This window comes from Paenirhodobacter ferrireducens (genome assembly GCF_004022265.1).
Taxonomy (GTDB): Bacteria; Pseudomonadota; Alphaproteobacteria; order Rhodobacterales; family Rhodobacteraceae; genus Rhodobacter; species Rhodobacter ferrireducens.
Genome location: NZ_SAVB01000015.1, coordinates 101,883 through 119,671 on the forward strand (window position 1 = coordinate 101,883; position 17,789 = coordinate 119,671).

The window sequence follows — 17,789 nt, forward strand, 5'->3', positions numbered from 1 at the left end:
CATAAGCGTCACGGGCAGACCCTAGGAGAAGCCCGAGGCCGCGACCGGCCCCGCAAGTGAACTCATCAGGAGTGTTCCATGAAGTCCGTGAAACTCACCGTCTCGGCCGTGGCCATCGTGGCTGCCTCGGCCTCGGGTGCCCTCGCCCGTGACCAGATCCAGTCGGCCGGTTCCTCGACCGTGCTGCCCTACGCGACCATCGTTGCCGAAGCCTTCGGCGAGAACTTCAGCTTCCCGACCCCGGTCGTGGAATCGGGTGGTTCGGGCGCCGGCCGCAAGAAGCTGTGCGAAGGCGTTGGCGAAAACACCATCGACATCGCCAACTCGTCGAGCCGCATCAAGCAGTCGGACATCGACACCTGCAAGGCGAACGGCGTCAACGAGATCATGGAAGTCCGCTTCGGCTATGACGGCATCGTCTTCGCCAGCGACATCAACGGCGCCGAATTCGCCTTCACCCCGGCCGACATCTACGGCGCGATCGGTGCGAACGTGGCGAAGGACGGCAAGGTCGTCGCCAACACCGCCAAGACCTGGGCCGACGTCAAGGCCGACTTCCCGGCGCAGGACATCCTGATGTTCATCCCGGGCACCAAGCACGGCACCCGCGAAGTCTTCGACACCAAGGTGATCGAGGCCGGCTGCAAGGCCACCGGCGCCTATGACCTGTTCCTCGCCGCCGCCGAAGGCGACGACAAGGCGAAGGAAAAGGCCGCTGTCGCCCAGTGCAACACGCTGCGCACCGACGGCGTGTCGGTCGACATCGACGGCGACTACACCGAAACCCTGTCGCGCATCGACGCGAACAAGAACGCCATCGGCGTCTTCGGCCTGTCGTTCTACCAGAACAACACCGACAAGCTGCGCGTCGCCACGATGGACGGCGTGATGCCGTCGGTCGAGACCATCGCCAAGGGCGACTACCCGGTCTCGCGTCCGCTCTACTTCTACGTGAAGAAGGCGCATATCGGCGTGGTCCCGGGCCTGCAGGAATACATCGACTTCTTCGTCTCGGACGACATGGCCGGCCCGAACGGCCCGCTGGCGGCCTATGGTCTGGTTCCCGATCCGGAACTGGCCAAGACCCAGGAGATGGTGAAGAACGACGTCGCGATGGGTCCGCTGAACTGATCCTCCGCAAGACCTTCGGTGGCGCCTTCGGGCGCCACCTTTCCCTTCTCAGCTGGAATTTCCCATGAGCATCGGCCTTCTTACCCTGATCGTGATCGCCCTTGCTGCCGCCGGCTTCCTCATCGGTCGGCAGCTTGCACTGTCGAAGGCCGGGGGTGACATCCGGCGCCTGCATTCCCTTCCCGGCTATTACGGCCAGACCGTCTTTCTTTTCACTGCCGTTCCCGCCCTTCTGCTGATGCTGCTGTGGCTTCTGGTGCAGCCGCTGCTGATCGAGACCCGCGTGACCTCGATGATCTCGGCCACCGACATTCCCGACGGCAGCTCGGCCAGCCTGGTGATGACCGACGTGCGTCGCATCGCCGAGGGCATCGACCTGATCCTCGCCCGGGGCAAACTGGGCGAAACCGACATCGCCGCGATGCGCGCCGATCTGGCCGACGTGCGCAGCCGTCTAGCCGAGGTCGGCGTCGCTGTCGGCACCAATGTGAAGCCCGGCGTGTTCGAGGCCGCCAAGGCCTATCGCGATCTGTCGCACAGCGGCCATCTGGCGCTGACCGTCGCGGTGCTGGCGCTGGCGCTCGCGGGCTTTGGCTATGCGCTCTCGCGCATCCGCCCCGAGTTCCGCGCCCGCAACGTCTCCGAAGGCTTCGTGCGGGTGCTGCTGATCGCCGCCTCGCTCGTCGCGATCCTGACCACCGTCGGCATCGTGCTGTCGCTGGTGTTCGAGACGATCCACTTCTTCCGGCTCTATCCGGCCAGCAAGTTCTTCCTGAGCACCACCTGGAACCCGAAATTCGGTGGTGGCTCCGATCTCGGCATCTGGCCGCTGATCTGGGGGACGCTCTACATCTCGGTGATCGCGCTGGTCGTCGCGGTGCCGGTGGGTATCTTCGCCGCGATCTTCCTGGCCGAATATGCCAGCAAGAAGGTGCGCGCGATGACCAAGCCGCTGCTCGAAGTGCTCGCCGGCATCCCGACCATCGTCTACGGCCTCTTCGCCCTGATCACCGTGGGCCCGGTGCTGCGCGACTGGTTCGCCCAGCCGCTCGGCCTCGGCACCTCGTCGAGCTCGGTGATGACCGCGGGCCTCGTCATGGGCATCATGCTGATCCCCTTCGTCTCGTCGCTGTCGGACGACATCATCAACGCCGTGCCGCAGTCGCTGCGCGACGGCTCCTACGGCCTTGGCGCGACGCAGTCGGAGACCGTGCGACAGGTGATCCTGCCCGCCGCGCTTCCCGGCATCGTCGGCGCGATCCTTCTGGCCGCCTCGCGCGCGATCGGCGAGACGATGATCGTGGTGCTTGGCGCGGGCGCCGCGGCGAAGATGTCGCTCAACCCGTTCGAGGCAATGACCACCGTTACCGTGAAGATCGTCAGCCAGCTGACCGGCGACACCGAATTCGCCAGCCCCGAAACCCTCGTCTCCTTCGCGCTCGGCCTGACGCTTTTCGTCTTCACGCTCGGGCTCAACATCCTGGCGCTCGTCATCGTGCGCAAATACCGGGAGCAATACGAATGACCGCCGAGGCCACGAACATGCCCGCGAAGGCCCGCCCCTCGCTTTACGCCATCGATCCCCGCACCAAGCGCCGCAATGCCGCCGAGAAGCGCTTCCGCCTGTATGGCGTCGCCGCGGTCGGTTTCGGCCTGCTCGCGCTCGTCGTGCTGCTCAGCTCGGTGCTCGGCTCGGGCCTTGGCGCCTTCCGCCAGAGCGTGCTGACGATGCAGGTGCCGCTTGATGCCGCCGTGCTCGACAAGGAGGGCACCCGCGACCCCGCCGCGATCGCCAAGGTGACGACCATCGCCTATGGCAAGCTGCTGCAGGACGCGCTGACCGCCGAGCTGACCGAAAAGGCGCTGCTTCCCGCCGGGATGAAACCGAAGGACGTCGGCGGCATGATCTCGAAGGAAGCGCCGGCGCAGCTGCGCAATCTGGTGCTGGCCAATCCTGATCTGATCGGCACCACCGTCAGCTTCGACGCGCTGGCGAACGGCCGCATCGACGGCTTCTTCAAGGGCCGCGTGACGATGGAGAGCGCCAAGCTCGACAGCAACGTCTCGCCGGTGCAGCTCGAGCTTGCCCAGGCAATGCGCGACGCCGGTCTGTTGGCGCTGAAGTTCAACCCGGGCTTCATCTTCAGCCCCGACGCCTCGGAACTGCGCCCGGAGGCCGCGGGCCTTGGTGTCGCGATCCTCGGCTCGGCCTACATGATGCTGATCGTGCTGGTGCTGTCGCTGCCCATTGGCGTCGCCGCCTCGATCTATCTCGAGGAATTCGCGCCGAAGAACCGCTTCACCGACCTGATCGAGGTGAACATCGCCAACCTCGCCGCTGTGCCCTCGATCGTCTTCGGCATCCTCGGCCTCGCCGCCTTCATCAACTTCGGCGGCCTGCCGCAGTCCTCCTCGGTGGTCGGCGGTCTGGTGCTGACGCTGATGACGCTGCCGCGGATCATCATCCCGGCCCGCGCCGCGCTGAAATCGGTGCCGCCCTCGATCAAGGACGCCGCCCTTGGCGTCGGCGCCTCGAAGACGCAGACGATCTTCCACCACGTGCTGCCGCTTGCCATGCCGGGCATCCTGACCGGCGCGATCATCGGCCTTGCCCAGGCACTCGGCGAGACCGCACCGCTTCTGCTGATCGGCATGGTGGCCTTCGTGCGCGACTATCCCGCCGCCCCGCCCGAGGGCTTTTTCGACCCTGCCTCGGCCATTCCGGTGCAGATCTACAGCTGGACGCAGCGGGCCGATCCCGCCTTTACCGAGCGTGCCTCGGGGGCGATCATCGTGCTGCTCGTCTTCCTTCTCGTGATGAACTCGCTCGCGGTCGTTCTGCGCCGCAAGTTCGAGCGGCGCTGGTGAGGAGTGACCACCATGAACGACATGCGACTGACGGAGAGAGCCGTGGAGACCAAGGACATCAAGATCGCCGCACATGACGTGCAGGTCTATTATGGCGCCTCGCACGCGATCAAGGATGTGCACATCGACATCCTCGACAAGACGGTCACCGCCTTCATCGGGCCGTCGGGCTGCGGCAAGTCGACCTTCCTGCGCTGCCTGAACCGGATGAACGACACCATCGACATCTGCCGGGTCGAGGGCGAGATCCTGCTCGACGGCGAGGACATCTATGACAAGAAGGTCGACCCGGTGCAGCTGCGTGCCCGGGTGGGGATGGTGTTCCAGAAACCGAACCCCTTCCCGAAATCCATCTATGACAACGTCGCCTACGGCCCGAAGATCCACGGCCTCGTCAAGAACAAGGCCGAGCTCGACGCGGTCGTCGAAAGCTCGCTGCGCAAGGCGGCGCTGTGGAACGAGGTCAAGGACCGTCTCGACGCGCCGGGCACCGGCCTGTCGGGTGGTCAGCAACAGCGCCTGTGCATCGCCCGCGCCGTCGCAACCTCGCCCGAAGTGCTGCTGATGGACGAGCCCTGCTCGGCCCTCGACCCGATCGCCACCGCGCAGGTCGAGGAGCTGATCGACGAGCTGCGCGAGAATTTTTCGGTGGTGATCGTCACCCACTCGATGCAGCAGGCCGCGCGCGTCAGCCAGCGCACCGCCTTCTTCCACCTCGGCAATCTCGTCGAATACGGCGAGACCGGGCAGATCTTCACCAACCCGAAGGATCCCCGCACCGAGAGCTACATCACCGGCCGGATCGGCTGACGGAGAGACACATGAGCCAGCATATCGTTTCCTCTTTCGACCGCGACCTCGAGGCCGTTCAGGCGATGGTCGTGAAGATGGGCGGCCTTGTCGAAGCACAGCTTCTCGACGCCGCTCAGGCCCTCGAAACCCGCGACGAGGAACTTGCCGAGACTGTCCGCGGCCGCGACAAGGCGGTGGACAAGCTCGAAGAGCAGATCAACGAAGAGGCCGCGCGTCTGATCGCGCTGCGCTCGCCGGCCGCCTCGGACCTGCGTGTCGCGCTCTCGGTGATCAAGATCTCGGGCAGCCTTGAACGCGTCGGCGATTATTCCAAGAACATCGCCAAGCGCACTCAGGTGCTGTCGCAGATGCCGACGATCAGCGGCTCGGCCGGCGCGATCCGGCGCATGGCGCAGGCGGTCGAAGGCATGCTGAAGGATGCCATCGACAGCTATATCCAGCGCGATGAAAAGCTGGCCGCCGATGTCCGCTCGCGCGATATCGAAGTCGACCAGATGTACAATGCGCTGTTTCGCGAATTCCTGACCTACATGCTGGAAGATCCGCGCAACATCACCGCCTGCATGCACCTGCATTTCATCGCCAAGAACATCGAGCGGATGGGGGATCTTGCCACCGGCATCGCCGAGCAGGTGATCTATCTCGTCACCGGCGAGATGCCCGATGAGGACCGGCCGAAGTCGGACAGCGTGACGCTGGACAAGGTGGAGGACTGACGCATGAGCCCCGCCCAACAGCCCTGTGTGCTGGTGGTCGAGGATGAATCGGCCCAGCGTGAGGTTCTGCAATACAACCTCGAGGCCGAGGGATTCCGCGTCGCCATGGCAGTGAATGGCGACGAGGCGCTGCTGATGGTTCGGGAGGAAAAGCCCGACCTGATCGTGCTCGACTGGATGCTGCCCAATGTCTCGGGAATCGAGATCTGCCGGCGCGTGAAAGCCAGCCCCGAGACCCGTTCGATCCCGATCATCATGCTTTCGGCCCGCTCGGAAGAGGCCGACCGCGTGCGCGGCCTCGAGACCGGCGCCGATGATTACGTGGTGAAACCCTATTCGGTCGTTGAGCTGATGGCGCGGCTGCGCACTCAGCTGCGCCGCACCCGCCCGGCGACGATGGGCGAGCGGCTGCAGTTCGAGGACATCATCCTCGACGCCGCCGAGCACCGCGTCTTCCGCGACGGCGCGCCGCTGAAACTCGGCCCGACCGAATTCCGGCTGCTCTCGACCCTGATGGAAAAGCCCGGCCGGGTCTGGACCCGTGATCAGCTGCTCGACCGGGTCTGGGGGCGCGACATCTACGTCGACACCCGCACCATCGACGTCCATGTCGGACGGCTGCGCAAGGCGCTGATGGCGAATGGCGGGGCGGATCCGGTGCGCACCGTGCGCGGCACCGGCTATTCGCTCGGCTGAGCGGCCAGAAAGCGCGTGACCTCATCGCGGGCGGGGATGGCATCGGCCGTTCCCGCCCGTGTCACCTTCAGCGCCGCAGCGCCCGAGGCGAGCCGCATCGCGGCCTCGGGGCCGAGCCCCTCAGCCAACCCCGCGACCAGATAGCCCGCAAAAGTGTCCCCCGCCGCGGTGGTGTCGACCGGCGTCACGGCAAAGGCCGGCGCGCGGTGCACCACCGCCCCCGCCCGGTCATGCCACTCGGCCCCGCGCGCGCCGCGGGTCACCACCACATGCGGCACCTCCAGCGCCTCGAAGGTCAGCGACAGCGCCGAGCAAAGCTGTGCCGCCTCGACCTCGTTCATGATCAGAAGCGACAGGTAAGGCAGCACCGCCTCGACCGCCTCCGCCTCGAAGGGCGCGGCGGAATAGACAACGAACAGACCCTGTTCCTGCCCGATCCGTGCCGCCTCGACCTGAGCCGAAGTCTCGTTTTGCAAGATCAGCATGTCGCCCGCGCGGGCTTCGGTGAGCGCCGCGCGCACCATCGCGGCGTCGATCTGCCGGTTTGCGCCGGGATGCAGCAAGATCGCGTTCTCGCCCGCCGCATCGACCGCGATGATCGCATGGCCCGAGGCGCCTTCGACCTCGGACACCGCCGCGCAATCGACGCCCGCCTCGGTCATCCGCGCCACCATCCACAGCCCGTCGGCCCCGACCGCGCCGATATGGCGCACCGTGGCCCCGGCGCGGGCCAGCGCCACCGACTGGTTCGCGCCCTTGCCGCCAAGACCGACGGAATAGGACAGCGCCGCCAGCGTCTCTCCCAGCGCCGGCAGATGCGGCAGCCGGTAGAGATGATCGGCATTGATCGAGCCCAAGGTGTAGACGGTCACGCGGCGGCCTTTCTTCTTGGTCGAAATACCTCGCGGGGGTCCGGGGGCGCGACGCCCCCGGGGTCGGGGTCAGCGCCGCTGGCCGAGCTTGCAGGCGGCGATCGAGGCCATGTTCAGGATGTCGTTCACCGTCGACACCGTCGAACAGATCTGGATCGGCGCAGAGACGCCGGTCAGGATCGGGCCGATCACCGTCGCCCCGGCCATCTCCTGCATCAGCTTGACCGAGATCGAGGCCGAATGCCGTGCCGGCACCACCAGCACGTTCGCCGGCCCGGTCAGACGGCAGAACGGATAGTTCTTCATCTGCTCCATGTTCAGTGCGACATCGACGGTCATTTCGCCATCATATTCGAAATCGACCCCGCGCTCGTCCAGAACCTGCGGCGCGATATGCATCTTCGTCGCCCGTTCCGACACCGGATAGCCGAAGGTCGAGAAGGAGCAGAAGGCCACCCGCGGCTCGAGCCCGAGCGCCCGCGCGACCTGCGCCCCCGAGGTGGCGATATCGGCAAGGTCATGCTCGTCGGGCCATTCATGCACCAGCGTGTCGCCGATCAGCACCACGCGCCCCTTGTGCAGAAGCGCGGTGATCCCCACCGCCCCGTCCGAGGGGCGCGCGTCGAAGACCTTGTTGATCAGCTCCATCACATGGCCCGACTTGCGGGTGGCGCCGGTGACCATGCCGTCGCCATGACCATGCGCCAGCATCAGCGCGGCGAAGACATGGCGGTCGCGGTTCGCCAGCTTGTGCGCATCCTCGCGATCGACGCCCTGACGCTGCAACCGGGCATAGAGGAAGTCCTTGTAGGCGTCGATGTGCTTCGAGTTGACCGAATTCACCACGGTCAGCTCGCGATAGGCATCGCCAAGCCCCGCCGTTTCGAGCTTCTCGCGCACGTCGTTCTCGCGGCCGACGACCAGCGCCCGGCCCATGCCGTTGCGCTGATAGGCCACCGCGGCGCGCAGCACGCGCGGATCGTCGCCCTCGGCGAAGATCATCGTCGCCTGCGCCTGACGCGCCCGCGCCTGAATGCCCTGCAGGATCGACGCCGTCGGGTCCATCCGCGTCTTCAGGCCCAGCACATAGGCATCCATGTCGATGATCGGCCGGCGCGCGACGCCGGTGTCCATCCCCGCCTTGGCCACCGCCGGCGGGATCACGTGGATCAGGCGCGGGTCGAAGGGCGTGGGGATGATGTAGTCGCGCCCGAAGGTCAGCTTGCGGCCATAGGCGATCGCCACCTCGTCGGGCACGTCCTCGCGGGCCAGCTCGGCCAGCGCCTTGGCACAGGCGATCTTCATCTCGTCATTGATCGCGCGGGCATGGATGTCGAGCGCGCCGCGGAAGAGATAGGGGAAGCCCAGGACGTTGTTCACCTGGTTCGGATAATCCGACCGGCCGGTCGCCACGATCGCATCGGGGCGCACGCCATGGGCCTCTTCCGGGGTGATCTCGGGATCGGGGTTCGCCATCGCGAAGATCACCGGATTGTCGGCCATCTTCGCCACCATCTCGGGCGTCACGGCGCCCTTGGCCGAGACACCGAGGAAGACATCCGCACCCACCATCGCCTCTTCCAGCGTCCGCGCGTCGGTCTTCGCCGCATGGGCCGATTTCCACTGGTTCATGCCCTCGGTGCGGCCTTGCCAGATCACGCCCTTGGTGTCGCACATGATGCAATTGTCATGCTGTGCGCCCATGGCCTTGATCAGCTCGAGGCAGGCGATGCCGGCGGCCCCCGCGCCGTTCAGCACGATCCGGCAATCCTCGATCTTCTTGCCGCTCAGCTCGAGCGCGTTGATCAGGCCGGCCGCGCAGATCACCGCCGTGCCGTGCTGGTCGTCATGGAACACCGGGATGTCCATGATCTCCTTCAGCCGCTGCTCGATGATGAAGCACTCGGGCGCCTTGATGTCCTCGAGGTTGATGCCGCCGAAGGTCGGACCCATCAGGCTCACCGCCTTGATGATCTCGTCCGGGTCCTCGGTATCAAGCTCGATGTCGATCGCGTTGACGTCGGCAAAGCGCTTGAACAGCACCGCCTTGCCTTCCATCACCGGCTTCGAGGCAAGCGCGCCAAGGTTGCCCATGCCAAGGATCGCCGTGCCGTTCGAGATCACCGCAACCATGTTGCCCTTGACCGTGTAGTCATAGGCGGTCTCGGGCCGGTCGGCGATCGCCTCGACCGGAACTGCGACGCCGGGGCTGTAGGCAAGACTCAGATCGCGCTGCGTCGTCATCGGCTTCGACGCCGTGATCTCGTATTTCCCGGGCGTCGGGTCGAGATGGTAAGCCAGCGCCTCTTCAGGCGTGATGCGGTTCTTGCTTGACATGGTGCTCCTCCGGTCGCGCCTTCTCATAACGCCACCTCTGACACGTCTCAATGGATTTGCACCCGGATTCCGCCTTTTGTAGGGTCGCGCCAAACGGGGGAACGCATGGCCGAGCCGACAGTCACGCCGATGATGGCGCAATATCTCGCAATCAAGGCGGTAAATCCGGGGGCGCTTCTGTTCTACCGGATGGGTGATTTCTACGAGATGTTCTTCGACGATGCCGTCGCGGCCTCGGCTGCGCTCGACATCGCGCTGACGAAACGCGGGCTGCATCTGGGCGAGGACATCCCGATGTGCGGCGTGCCGATCCACGCCGCCGAGGGCTATCTGCTGACGCTCATCCGCAAGGGCTTCCGCGTCGCCATCGCCGAGCAGCTGGAAGACCCGGCCGAGGCGAAGAAGCGCGGCGCGAAATCGGTGGTGAAGCGCGACGTCGTGCGCCTCGTCACTCCCGGCACGCTGACCGAGGAAAGCCTGCTCGAGGCGCGGCGCCACAACTTCCTGGCCGCCTGGAGCGAGATGCACGGCGAGGGCGCGCTCGCCTGGGTCGACATCTCGACCGGCGAGTTCCGGGTGATGCCCTGCCCATTGACCCGGCTTGCGCCCGAACTGGCCCGCCTTGCCCCGCGCGAGGTGCTGGTGAGCGAGCTGCGCGAGGCCGATTGCGCCGAGATCGTCTCTGATCTGAAGGCGGCGCTGACCCCGCTCGCGCGCGCAAGCTTCGACAGCCAGGGGGCGGAGCGACGGTTGCTGGGCCTGTTCTCGGTGGGCTCCCTCGATGCCTTCGGCAGCTTCTCGCGCGCCGAGATCTCGGCCATGGGGGCGATCGTCGACTATCTGGAACTGACGCAGCGCGGCAAGCTGCCGCTGCTGCGCCGGCCGCTGCGCGAAGAGGCCGGCAGCCTGATGCAGATCGACGCCGCCACCCGGCGCAACCTCGAACTGACGCAGGCGCTGTCGGGCGGGCGCGAGGGCTCGCTGCTGACCACCATCGACCGCACCGTGACCGCCGCCGGCGCGCGACTTCTGGAACGCCGCATCTCGGCCCCCTCGCGCGATCTGAACCAGATCCACGCCCGCCATGATGCGGTGCGTTTCCTGCTGGAACAGGGTCGATTTTCGGAGGATCTGCGCGCCGATCTGCGGCGCTGCCCCGACATGGACCGCGCGCTGAGCCGGCTTTCGCTCGACCGCGGCGGTCCGCGCGACATGGCGGCGATCCGCAACGGGCTCGATCAGGCCGGACGCATCGCCGAGAGCCTTGCCCCGGTGGAGCCGCCGGCGCTTCTGGCCGAGGCGGCCGCGGTGCTGGTGGGCCACGATGCCCTCGCCGCCCTTCTGGATGCAGCGCTCGTCGCCGAGCCGCCGCTTCTGGCGCGTGACGGCGGCTTCATCGCGACGGGCTATGACGCCGAGCTCGACCAGACCCGCCAGCTGCGCGACGAAGGTCGCGGCGTCATCGCCCGGATGCAGGCGCAATACATCGAGGAAAGCGGCATCCCCTCGCTGAAGATCAAGCACAACAACGTGCTGGGCTATTTCATCGAGACGACCGCCACCCATGCCGAGAAGATGCTCTCGGCGCCCTTGAACGAGCGCTTCATCCACCGTCAGACCACGGCGAACCAGGTCCGCTTCACCACGCTCGAGCTGAGCGAGCTGGAAACCCGGATCCTGAACGCCGGCAACCACGCGCTCGAGATCGAAAAACGGCTCTATGACAGCCTGAAACAGGCCATTCTCGATCATGCCGGCCCGATCGGAGAGGCCTCGCGGGCGCTTGCCGAGATCGACCTGGCCACCGCCTTCGCCGATCTGGCCGCGGGCGAGGACTGGGTCGAGCCCACGGTGGACGCAAGCCGCGCCTTCGAGATCGAGGGCGGCCGCCATCCGGTGGTCGAGGCTTCTCTGAAACGCTCGGGCGAGCCCTTCATCGCCAACGACTGCGCCCTGACCTCGGGCGAGACGCCGGCGATCTGGCTGCTGACCGGCCCGAACATGGCCGGCAAATCGACCTTCCTGCGGCAAAACGCGCTGATCGCACTGCTGGCCCAGGCCGGCAGCTTCGTGCCCGCGCGCCGCGCCCATATCGGGCTGGTGAGCCAGCTGTTCTCGCGCGTCGGTGCCGCCGATGACCTTGCCCGCGGCCGCTCGACCTTCATGGTCGAGATGGTCGAGACCGCGGCGATCCTCAATCAGGCCGACGACCGCGCGCTTGTGATCCTGGACGAGATCGGGCGCGGCACGGCGACCTATGACGGGCTGTCGATCGCCTGGGCGGTTCTGGAACATCTGCACGGGGTGAACCGCTGCCGCGCGCTCTTCGCCACCCATTACCACGAGATGACGGCGCTTTCCGCGAAGCTCGACGGCGTCGAGAACGCCACCGTCTCGGTCAAGGAATGGCAGGGCGAGGTGATCTTCCTGCACGAGGTGAAGAAGGGCGCGGCCGATCGCAGCTATGGCGTGCAGGTGGCGCGGCTCGCAGGCCTGCCCGAAAGCGTGGTGGCGCGGGCCCGTGTCGTGCTCGAGGCGCTGGAACAGGGTGAGCGCGAGGGCGGCGGCAAGAAGCAGATGGTCATCGACGACCTGCCGCTGTTCTCGGCCGCGGCGCATCCGGCGCCAGTGCCCGCTGCCCCCGAAAGCGCGGCCATCGAGGCGGCGCTGCGCGACATCAACCCCGACGAGATGACGCCGAAACAGGCGATGGAGGCTCTCTATGGCCTCCGGGCCCTGCTCAAGCCCTGATCTTCCAATTGCCTTAAATATCCTGGGGGGTGAGGCGAAAAAAACGGCCTTCCGATGGAAGGCCGTTTCGCCGAACGGGCAAAGCCCCCGGGGTCCCCACCGGGACTCAGCTCTTCGGCATCGAGCTGACACCGACCTTGGCCGGACGCAGCAGCCGGTCATGCAGCAGGAAACCTTCGGTCATCACCTGAATGATGTCGCCCGCCTTGGTGCCCGGCACCGGCGCCTCGAACATCGCCTCGTGCTGCTGCGGGTCGAACTTGTCGCCGACCTGCGGCATGATCGCCTGAATGCCGTGGCGCTTGAACACGTTCAGCAGCTCGCGCTGCGTCAGTTCCACGCCCTCGATCAGCGCCGGCGCCGCGGCCCGCACATCTTCGCCCGCCGCATCGAGCGCGCGCTTCAGCGCGTCGAACACCGGCAGCATGTCACGCGCGAGCTTCGAACCACCATAGTTCTCGGCCTCGCGACGGTCGCGATCGGCGCGCTTGCGGGCGTTCTCGGCATCGGCCAGCGCGCGCATGAAGCGGTCCTTGAACTCGTCTCGCTCGGCACGCAGGGCCTCGATCTCGTCGAAACCTTCCGCCATCGCCCCGCCCAGCGGGTCGTTCAGCTGCTCCTGATCCTCGAGGATCTCGTCTTTCTTCTCGGTCATGGTCCTACCCCTTGCCGCGGCCGGACAGAACCCGCCCGACCAGCTGCGCCGTATAATCGACAATCGGCACGATCCGGCCGTAATTCAGCCGCGTGGGCCCGATCACGCCGACCGCACCGATGATCTTCCGATCCGCGTTCATATAGGGAGAGACGACCAGAGAGGAACCCGAAAGTGAGAAAAGCTTGTTCTCCGAGCCGATAAAAATGCGCACACCGTCGCCGTCCTCGGTCAGGTCGAGGAACTCGGCGATGTCGCGCTTGCGTTCGAGATCGTCGAAGAGCGAGCGGATCCGGTCGAGATCCTCCTCGCCGTCGAGCAGGTTCGACCGCCCGCGCACGATCAGCCGCTCGTAGGGCGCGCCCTGATCGGCCCATTGCGCGAGCCCGCTTTCGACCAGTTCCGCGGCGAGCGTATCGAGCTCCTGCCGGCGCGCGACGATCTCTTCGCGGATGTCGGCGCGCAGCTCGCTCAGCGTGCGGCCCTCGGCCAGCGCATTGAGGAAATTCGCGGCCTCGCGCATCGACGAGGGGGTCTGCCCCGGCGGCGGGGTGAAGACGCGGTTCTCGACCTGCCCGTCGGCGAAGACGAGCACCACCAGCGCCCGGTCCGGCCCGAGCGAGACGAATTCGATGTGGCGGATCGGCGCCTCGTGCTTCGGCGCCAGAACCAGGCTTGCGCCATGGGTGATGCCCGACAGCGCCGCTCCGACGCGGTCGAGGAGCGAGCCCACCCCCGGCTCGTTCGCGCCCAGCGTCGCATCCAGCGCCTGCCGGTCGGTCACGTGAACCTCGCCGACCTCCATGAAACCGTCGACGAACATCCGCAGCCCGAGTTGTGTCGGCACCCGCCCGGCCGAGACATGCGGGCTGCCCAGAAGCCCCATGTATTCGAGATCCTGCATCACGTTGCGGATCGTCGCGGCAGAGAGCTTTTCGCTCATCTGCCGGGTCAGGGAGCGCGACCCCACCGGATCGCCGGTTTCGAGATAGCCCTCGACCACCCGTCGGAAAACCTCGCGCGAGCGGTCGTTGAGTTCCGTCAGAAGTTGTGTCTGGTCGTGCATGGCGTGGCTCATCCCCGCATTAAAGCCGCCCTGCCACGCCCGTCAATCCGGCGTCGCCCTGCTTCGGGGTTGCATCATGGCGCGGGCGGCCTCAAATGAGGCAAACTCTTCGAAAGGACTGATCATGCGCCCCTCCGGCAGAAATCTAAGTGAATGCCGCCCGATTTCAATCGAAACCGGGATCACGAAACATGCCGAGGGCTCGTGCCTGATCAAGGTCGGTGACACCCATGTGCTGTGCACCGCGACGATCGAGGATCGTGCGCCCTCCTTCCTGAAGGGCACCGGGCTGGGCTGGGTGACGGCGGAATACGGCATGCTGCCGCGCGCCACCAATTCGCGCACCCGGCGCGAGGCAGCGGCCGGCAAGCAGTCGAGCCGCACGCAGGAGATCCAGCGCCTGATCGGCCGCGCCCTGCGCGCCGGCGTCGACCGCTCGGCCCTTGGCGAGCGCCAGATCGTCGTCGACTGCGACGTGATCCAGGCCGATGGCGGCACCCGCTGCGCCTCGATCACCGGGGGCTGGGTGGCGCTGCGTCTTGCGGTGAACAAGCTGCTGAAATCGGGGCTGATCGCCTCGGACCCGCTGCTTGACCATGTCGCGGCGATTTCCTGCGGCATCTATGCCGGCCAGCCGGTGTGCGACCTCGATTATGCCGAGGACAGCGAGGCGGGCACCGACGGCAACTTCATCATGACCGGCGCCGGCAAGCTGATCGAGGTGCAGATGTCGGCCGAGGGCGCGACCTTCTCGCGCGACGAGATGACGAAGCTTCTCGACCTGGCCGAGGCGGGCGTGGCGCAGCTGGTCGCGGCGCAGAAGGCGGCGCTGGCATGAGGAAATTCACCGGCGACAGGCTGCTGTTCGCCACCCACAACAAGGGCAAGCTGGAGGAGATGCGGGCGCTGCTCGCGCCCTTCGGCATCACCGTGCTGTCGAACGACGATTTCGGCCTGCCCGAGCCCGAGGAAACCGAGACGACCTTCGTCGGCAATGCCCGGATCAAGGCACATGCGGCGGCGAAGGCCACCGGCCTGCCGGCGCTGTCCGACGACAGCGGCATCGAGGTGGACGCGCTGGATGGCGCGCCCGGTGTCTATACCGCCGATTGGGCCGAGACCCCGAACGGGCGTGACTTCACCCTTGCGATGACCCGCACCTGGGACGCCTGCGAGAAGATCGCCGCACCGATGCCGCGCACCGCACGCTTCCGCTCGACCCTCGTGCTCGCCTGGCCAGATGGCCATGACGAGGTCTTCGAGGGCAAGGCCGAGGGCCAGCTTGTCTGGCCGATGCGCGGTGCGCATGGCCATGGCTATGACCCGATGTTCCAGCCCGAGGGCCATGACATCACCTTCGCCGAGATGGACCCGGCGAAGAAGAACCAGATCAGCCACCGCGCGGATGCCTTCCGCAAGCTGGTGCAATGTTTCGAGGCGAAAATGGCACGACAGAACATCTCGGGCGGCTCGCCCTATGAACCGAAACTTGGCTATTCGCGCGCCGTGGTGCAGGGCGACTGGTGCTTCGTCGCCGGCACGACCGGCGCCGATCCGGTCAGCAAGACCTTCCCGGACAGCGTTCTCGATCAGGCGCGCAATGCGCTTGCGACGATCAAGGGCGTTCTGGAAGGCGCAGGCTTCTCGATGGCCGATGTGGTGCGGGCGAATTACGTCATCACCGATGCGGCCTATGTCGAGGAAATCATCCCGGCCCTGTCCGAGACCTTCGGCGAGATCCGCCCGGCCGCGATGATGATCGTCGCGGGGCTGGTGAATCCGGCGATGAAGATCGAGATCGAAGTGACGGCGTTCAAGGGATGAGCGACGATTGGCGGCACGGCGGGTTCGGCCTTTATCTGCACTGGCCCTTCTGTGCCGCCAAATGCCCCTATTGCGATTTCAACAGCCATGTGGCGGCGGAAATCGACCAGGCCCGCTGGCAGCGCGCCTATCTTGCCGAGATCGACCGTCTGGGCGTCGAAACGCAGGACCGGGTGCTGAACTCGGTCTTCTTCGGCGGCGGCACCCCCTCGCTGATGGACCCAGACCTTGTCGCCGCGATCCTCGAGCGGGTGCGGCGCACCTGGCGGCAGGCGAATGACATCGAGATCACCCTCGAGGCGAACCCCACCAGCATCGAATCCGGCCGGTTCAGAGCCTATTCCGAGGGCGGGGTGAACCGCATCTCGATGGGGATGCAGGCGCTGAACGATGCCGATCTGACACGGCTTGGCCGGATGCACAGCGCCGCCGAGGGCCGCGCTGCCTTCGACATCGCCCGCAGCCATTTCGACCGCGTCAGCTTCGATCTGATCTATGCGCGCCAGGATCAGGACCTGACCGCCTGGGAGGCCGAACTGCGCGAGGCGCTGGCGATGGCGGTGGATCACTTCTCGCTTTACCAGCTGACGATCGAGGAAGGCACCGCCTTTGGGCGCCGTGCCGCGGCCGGCAAGCTGACCGGCCTGCCCGACGAGGAACTGGCCGCCGACATGTATCTGCGCACGCAGGAGATCTGCGAGGCGGCCGGGCTTCCGGCTTATGAAGTGTCGAACCACGCCCGCGAGGGGGCGCAAAGCCGGCACAACCTGATCTATTGGCGCTATGGCGATTACGCCGGCATCGGCCCTGGGGCGCATGGCCGGCTGACCCTTGGCGGCACGCGGCAGGCGACGGTCACGCCCAAGCCCCCTGCCCTGTGGCTGCAAGCCGTGGAACAGCGTGGCTCGGGGGAACTCCCGCGCGAGGAATTGCCGCTCGAGGATCAGGCGGTCGAATTCCTGCTGTTCGGGCTGCGGCTGAGCGAGGGGATCGATCCGGCGCGCTATCGCGCGCTGTCGGGCACTGACCTGCCCGCCGAAAAGCTCGCCGATCTGGGCGAGCTGGGTCTGGTCGAAACCCTGGATGGCCGGATCCGCGCAACCCGTGAGGGCCGCGCGGTGCTGAATGGCGTGATCCGGGAGTTGATGCCCTGAGCCTCAGCGCCCGGCGCTGAGGAGCGAGCAGATCCGATCGAGCTCGTCGAGGTCGCGATAGGCGATGGTGACGAGGCCACCCTCCGACCCCTTGTGGTCGATCGACACTTTCATACCAACGCTAGCACTCAGATCGCCTTCCAGCGCCCGGGTATCGGCATCTTTCTCGGACGGGCGGCGCGGCTTCGGTGCCCCCTCGCCCGGCGGCGTCACCGACTTTTTCGCCAGCCGCTCGACATCGCGCACCGAGAGACCCTTCAAAACGGTATCCCGCGCAAGCTTGACCGGATCGGGCGCGGTGATCATCGCCCGCGCGTGCCCCGCGCTCAGCTGGCCTGCGCGCAGCATCCCCTGCACTTCGTCGGGCAGGTTCAACAGGCGCAAAAGGTTCGCGATATGGCTGCGGCTTTTCGACAGCGCCTCGGCCACCTTTTCCTGGGTATGGCCGAAACGATCCATCAGCGCGCGGTAGCTGAGCGCCTCTTCCAGAGGGTTCAGATCGGCGCGCTGGATGTTTTCGATGATCGCGACCTCGAGCACCTCGTTGTCGGTGAACTCGCGCAAGATCACCGGCAGCTCGTGCAGCTGCGCCAGCTGCGAGGCGCGCCAGCGGCGTTCGCCGGCGACGATCTCGTATTGCCCTTCCTTGCGCGGATGGCGGCGCACGATCAGCGGCTGGATGACGCCCTTCTCGCGGATCGAGGCCGCAAGTTCATCCAGCGCCTCGGGCTCGAAATCGCGGCGCGGCTGGTCGGGATTGGGCTCGATATTCTCGATCGGGACGAACATTTCCGCCCGACGCGGCGCCGCCGCGGGTTCGGCCGCAGGCGCCAGATGGACATCCGCCATCAGCGCCGACAAACCACGCCCCAGACCACGCCGTTCGGGTTTCTTCTCCGCCATCCC

At 66.4% G+C, this 17,789-nt stretch carries 15 protein-coding genes and 1 pseudogene; 11 read left to right on the forward strand and 5 right to left on the reverse strand.

What is annotated here, in order from left to right:
• The first annotated feature begins 78 nt into the window (after window positions 1-78).
• The 6 genes from EOW65_RS11930 (at window position 79) to phoB (ending at window position 6,224) form a co-directional block, all read left to right on the forward strand.
• On the forward strand, window positions 79-1,131 hold the full coding sequence (locus EOW65_RS11930) for a substrate-binding domain-containing protein (protein ID WP_128149704.1): 1,053 nt from the start codon (window positions 79-81) through the stop codon (window positions 1,129-1,131).
• 64 nt (window positions 1,132-1,195) lie between these two features.
• Entirely contained in the window at window positions 1,196-2,656 is a 1,461-nt protein-coding gene (pstC, locus tag EOW65_RS11935) for a phosphate ABC transporter permease subunit PstC (protein ID WP_128149706.1), read from the forward strand.
• Window positions 2,653-3,999: a phosphate ABC transporter permease PstA gene (pstA, locus tag EOW65_RS11940; protein WP_128149708.1), complete on the forward strand. Its 1,347-nt coding sequence runs from the start codon at window positions 2,653-2,655 to the stop codon at window positions 3,997-3,999. The genes pstC and pstA overlap by 4 nt, the downstream gene beginning before the upstream one ends.
• Before the next feature lie 12 nt (window positions 4,000-4,011).
• Window positions 4,012-4,809 (forward strand): phosphate ABC transporter ATP-binding protein PstB, encoded by a 798-nt coding sequence (gene pstB, locus EOW65_RS11945; RefSeq protein ID WP_121530916.1) that lies wholly within the window; start codon window positions 4,012-4,014, stop codon window positions 4,807-4,809.
• Between the two features lie 11 nt (window positions 4,810-4,820).
• On the forward strand, window positions 4,821-5,528 hold the full coding sequence (phoU, locus tag EOW65_RS11950) for a phosphate signaling complex protein PhoU (RefSeq protein WP_128149710.1): 708 nt from the start codon (window positions 4,821-4,823) through the stop codon (window positions 5,526-5,528).
• Window positions 5,529-5,531: 3 nt separating this feature from the next.
• Window positions 5,532-6,224 (forward strand): phosphate regulon transcriptional regulator PhoB, encoded by a 693-nt coding sequence (phoB, locus tag EOW65_RS11955; protein WP_128149712.1) that lies wholly within the window; start codon window positions 5,532-5,534, stop codon window positions 6,222-6,224.
• Here phoB and EOW65_RS11960 read toward each other — a convergent pair.
• On the reverse strand, window positions 6,209-7,096 hold the full coding sequence (locus tag EOW65_RS11960; RefSeq protein WP_128149714.1) for a ribokinase: 888 nt from the start codon (window positions 7,094-7,096) through the stop codon (window positions 6,209-6,211). The two genes, phoB and EOW65_RS11960, sit on opposite strands and share 16 nt — an antisense overlap.
• 69 nt (window positions 7,097-7,165) lie before the next feature.
• Window positions 7,166-9,433 carry an NADP-dependent malic enzyme gene (locus EOW65_RS11965; protein ID WP_128149716.1) on the reverse strand — a complete coding sequence of 756 codons (2,268 nt, stop codon included), beginning with the start codon at window positions 9,431-9,433 and terminating at the stop codon, window positions 7,166-7,168.
• Window positions 9,434-9,538: 105 nt separating this feature from the next.
• On the opposite strand from EOW65_RS11965, the gene mutS reads away from it, so the two are divergent.
• Window positions 9,539-12,184, forward strand: a complete 2,646-nt coding sequence (gene mutS, locus EOW65_RS11970; protein ID WP_128149718.1) for a DNA mismatch repair protein MutS — start codon at window positions 9,539-9,541, stop codon at window positions 12,182-12,184.
• Window positions 12,185-12,290: 106 nt separating this feature from the next.
• Here mutS and EOW65_RS11975 read toward each other — a convergent pair whose 3' ends face one another.
• Both EOW65_RS11975 and hrcA read right to left on the reverse strand, forming a co-directional pair.
• Window positions 12,291-12,839, reverse strand: coding sequence for a nucleotide exchange factor GrpE (locus tag EOW65_RS11975; protein WP_128149720.1), 549 nt, complete (start codon window positions 12,837-12,839; stop codon window positions 12,291-12,293).
• A 4-nt stretch (window positions 12,840-12,843) separates the two neighbouring features.
• A complete protein-coding gene (gene hrcA / locus EOW65_RS11980; RefSeq protein WP_128149722.1) occupies window positions 12,844-13,905 on the reverse strand; it encodes a heat-inducible transcriptional repressor HrcA in 1,062 nt (353 codons plus the stop codon).
• Between the two features lie 124 nt (window positions 13,906-14,029).
• Here hrcA and rph point away from each other — a divergent pair, with 124 nt between their 5' ends.
• From rph to hemW, 4 genes and pseudogenes are all read left to right on the forward strand, one after another.
• Window positions 14,030-14,743 carry a ribonuclease PH gene (rph, locus tag EOW65_RS11985; protein WP_128149724.1) on the forward strand — a complete coding sequence of 238 codons (714 nt, stop codon included), beginning with the start codon at window positions 14,030-14,032 and terminating at the stop codon, window positions 14,741-14,743.
• Window positions 14,740-15,339 (forward strand): annotated as a pseudogene (rdgB, locus tag EOW65_RS20125) (RdgB/HAM1 family non-canonical purine NTP pyrophosphatase); the annotation flags it as partial. The gene rph and the pseudogene rdgB, both read left to right, overlap by 4 nt.
• Window positions 15,340-15,348: 9 nt before the next feature.
• On the forward strand, window positions 15,349-15,729 hold the full coding sequence (locus tag EOW65_RS20130) for a RidA family protein (protein WP_206364063.1): 381 nt from the start codon (window positions 15,349-15,351) through the stop codon (window positions 15,727-15,729).
• Window positions 15,726-16,883, forward strand: coding sequence for a radical SAM family heme chaperone HemW (gene hemW / locus EOW65_RS11995; RefSeq protein WP_128149726.1), 1,158 nt, complete (start codon window positions 15,726-15,728; stop codon window positions 16,881-16,883). Before EOW65_RS20130 ends, hemW begins: the two co-directional genes overlap by 4 nt.
• A gap of 3 nt (window positions 16,884-16,886) precedes the next feature.
• Here hemW and EOW65_RS12000 read toward each other — a convergent pair whose 3' ends face one another.
• Complete coding sequence (locus EOW65_RS12000; RefSeq protein WP_128149728.1) at window positions 16,887-17,786, reverse strand: ParB/RepB/Spo0J family partition protein; 900 nt, start codon at window positions 17,784-17,786, stop codon at window positions 16,887-16,889.
• Between the last annotated feature and the right edge of the window lie 3 nt (window positions 17,787-17,789).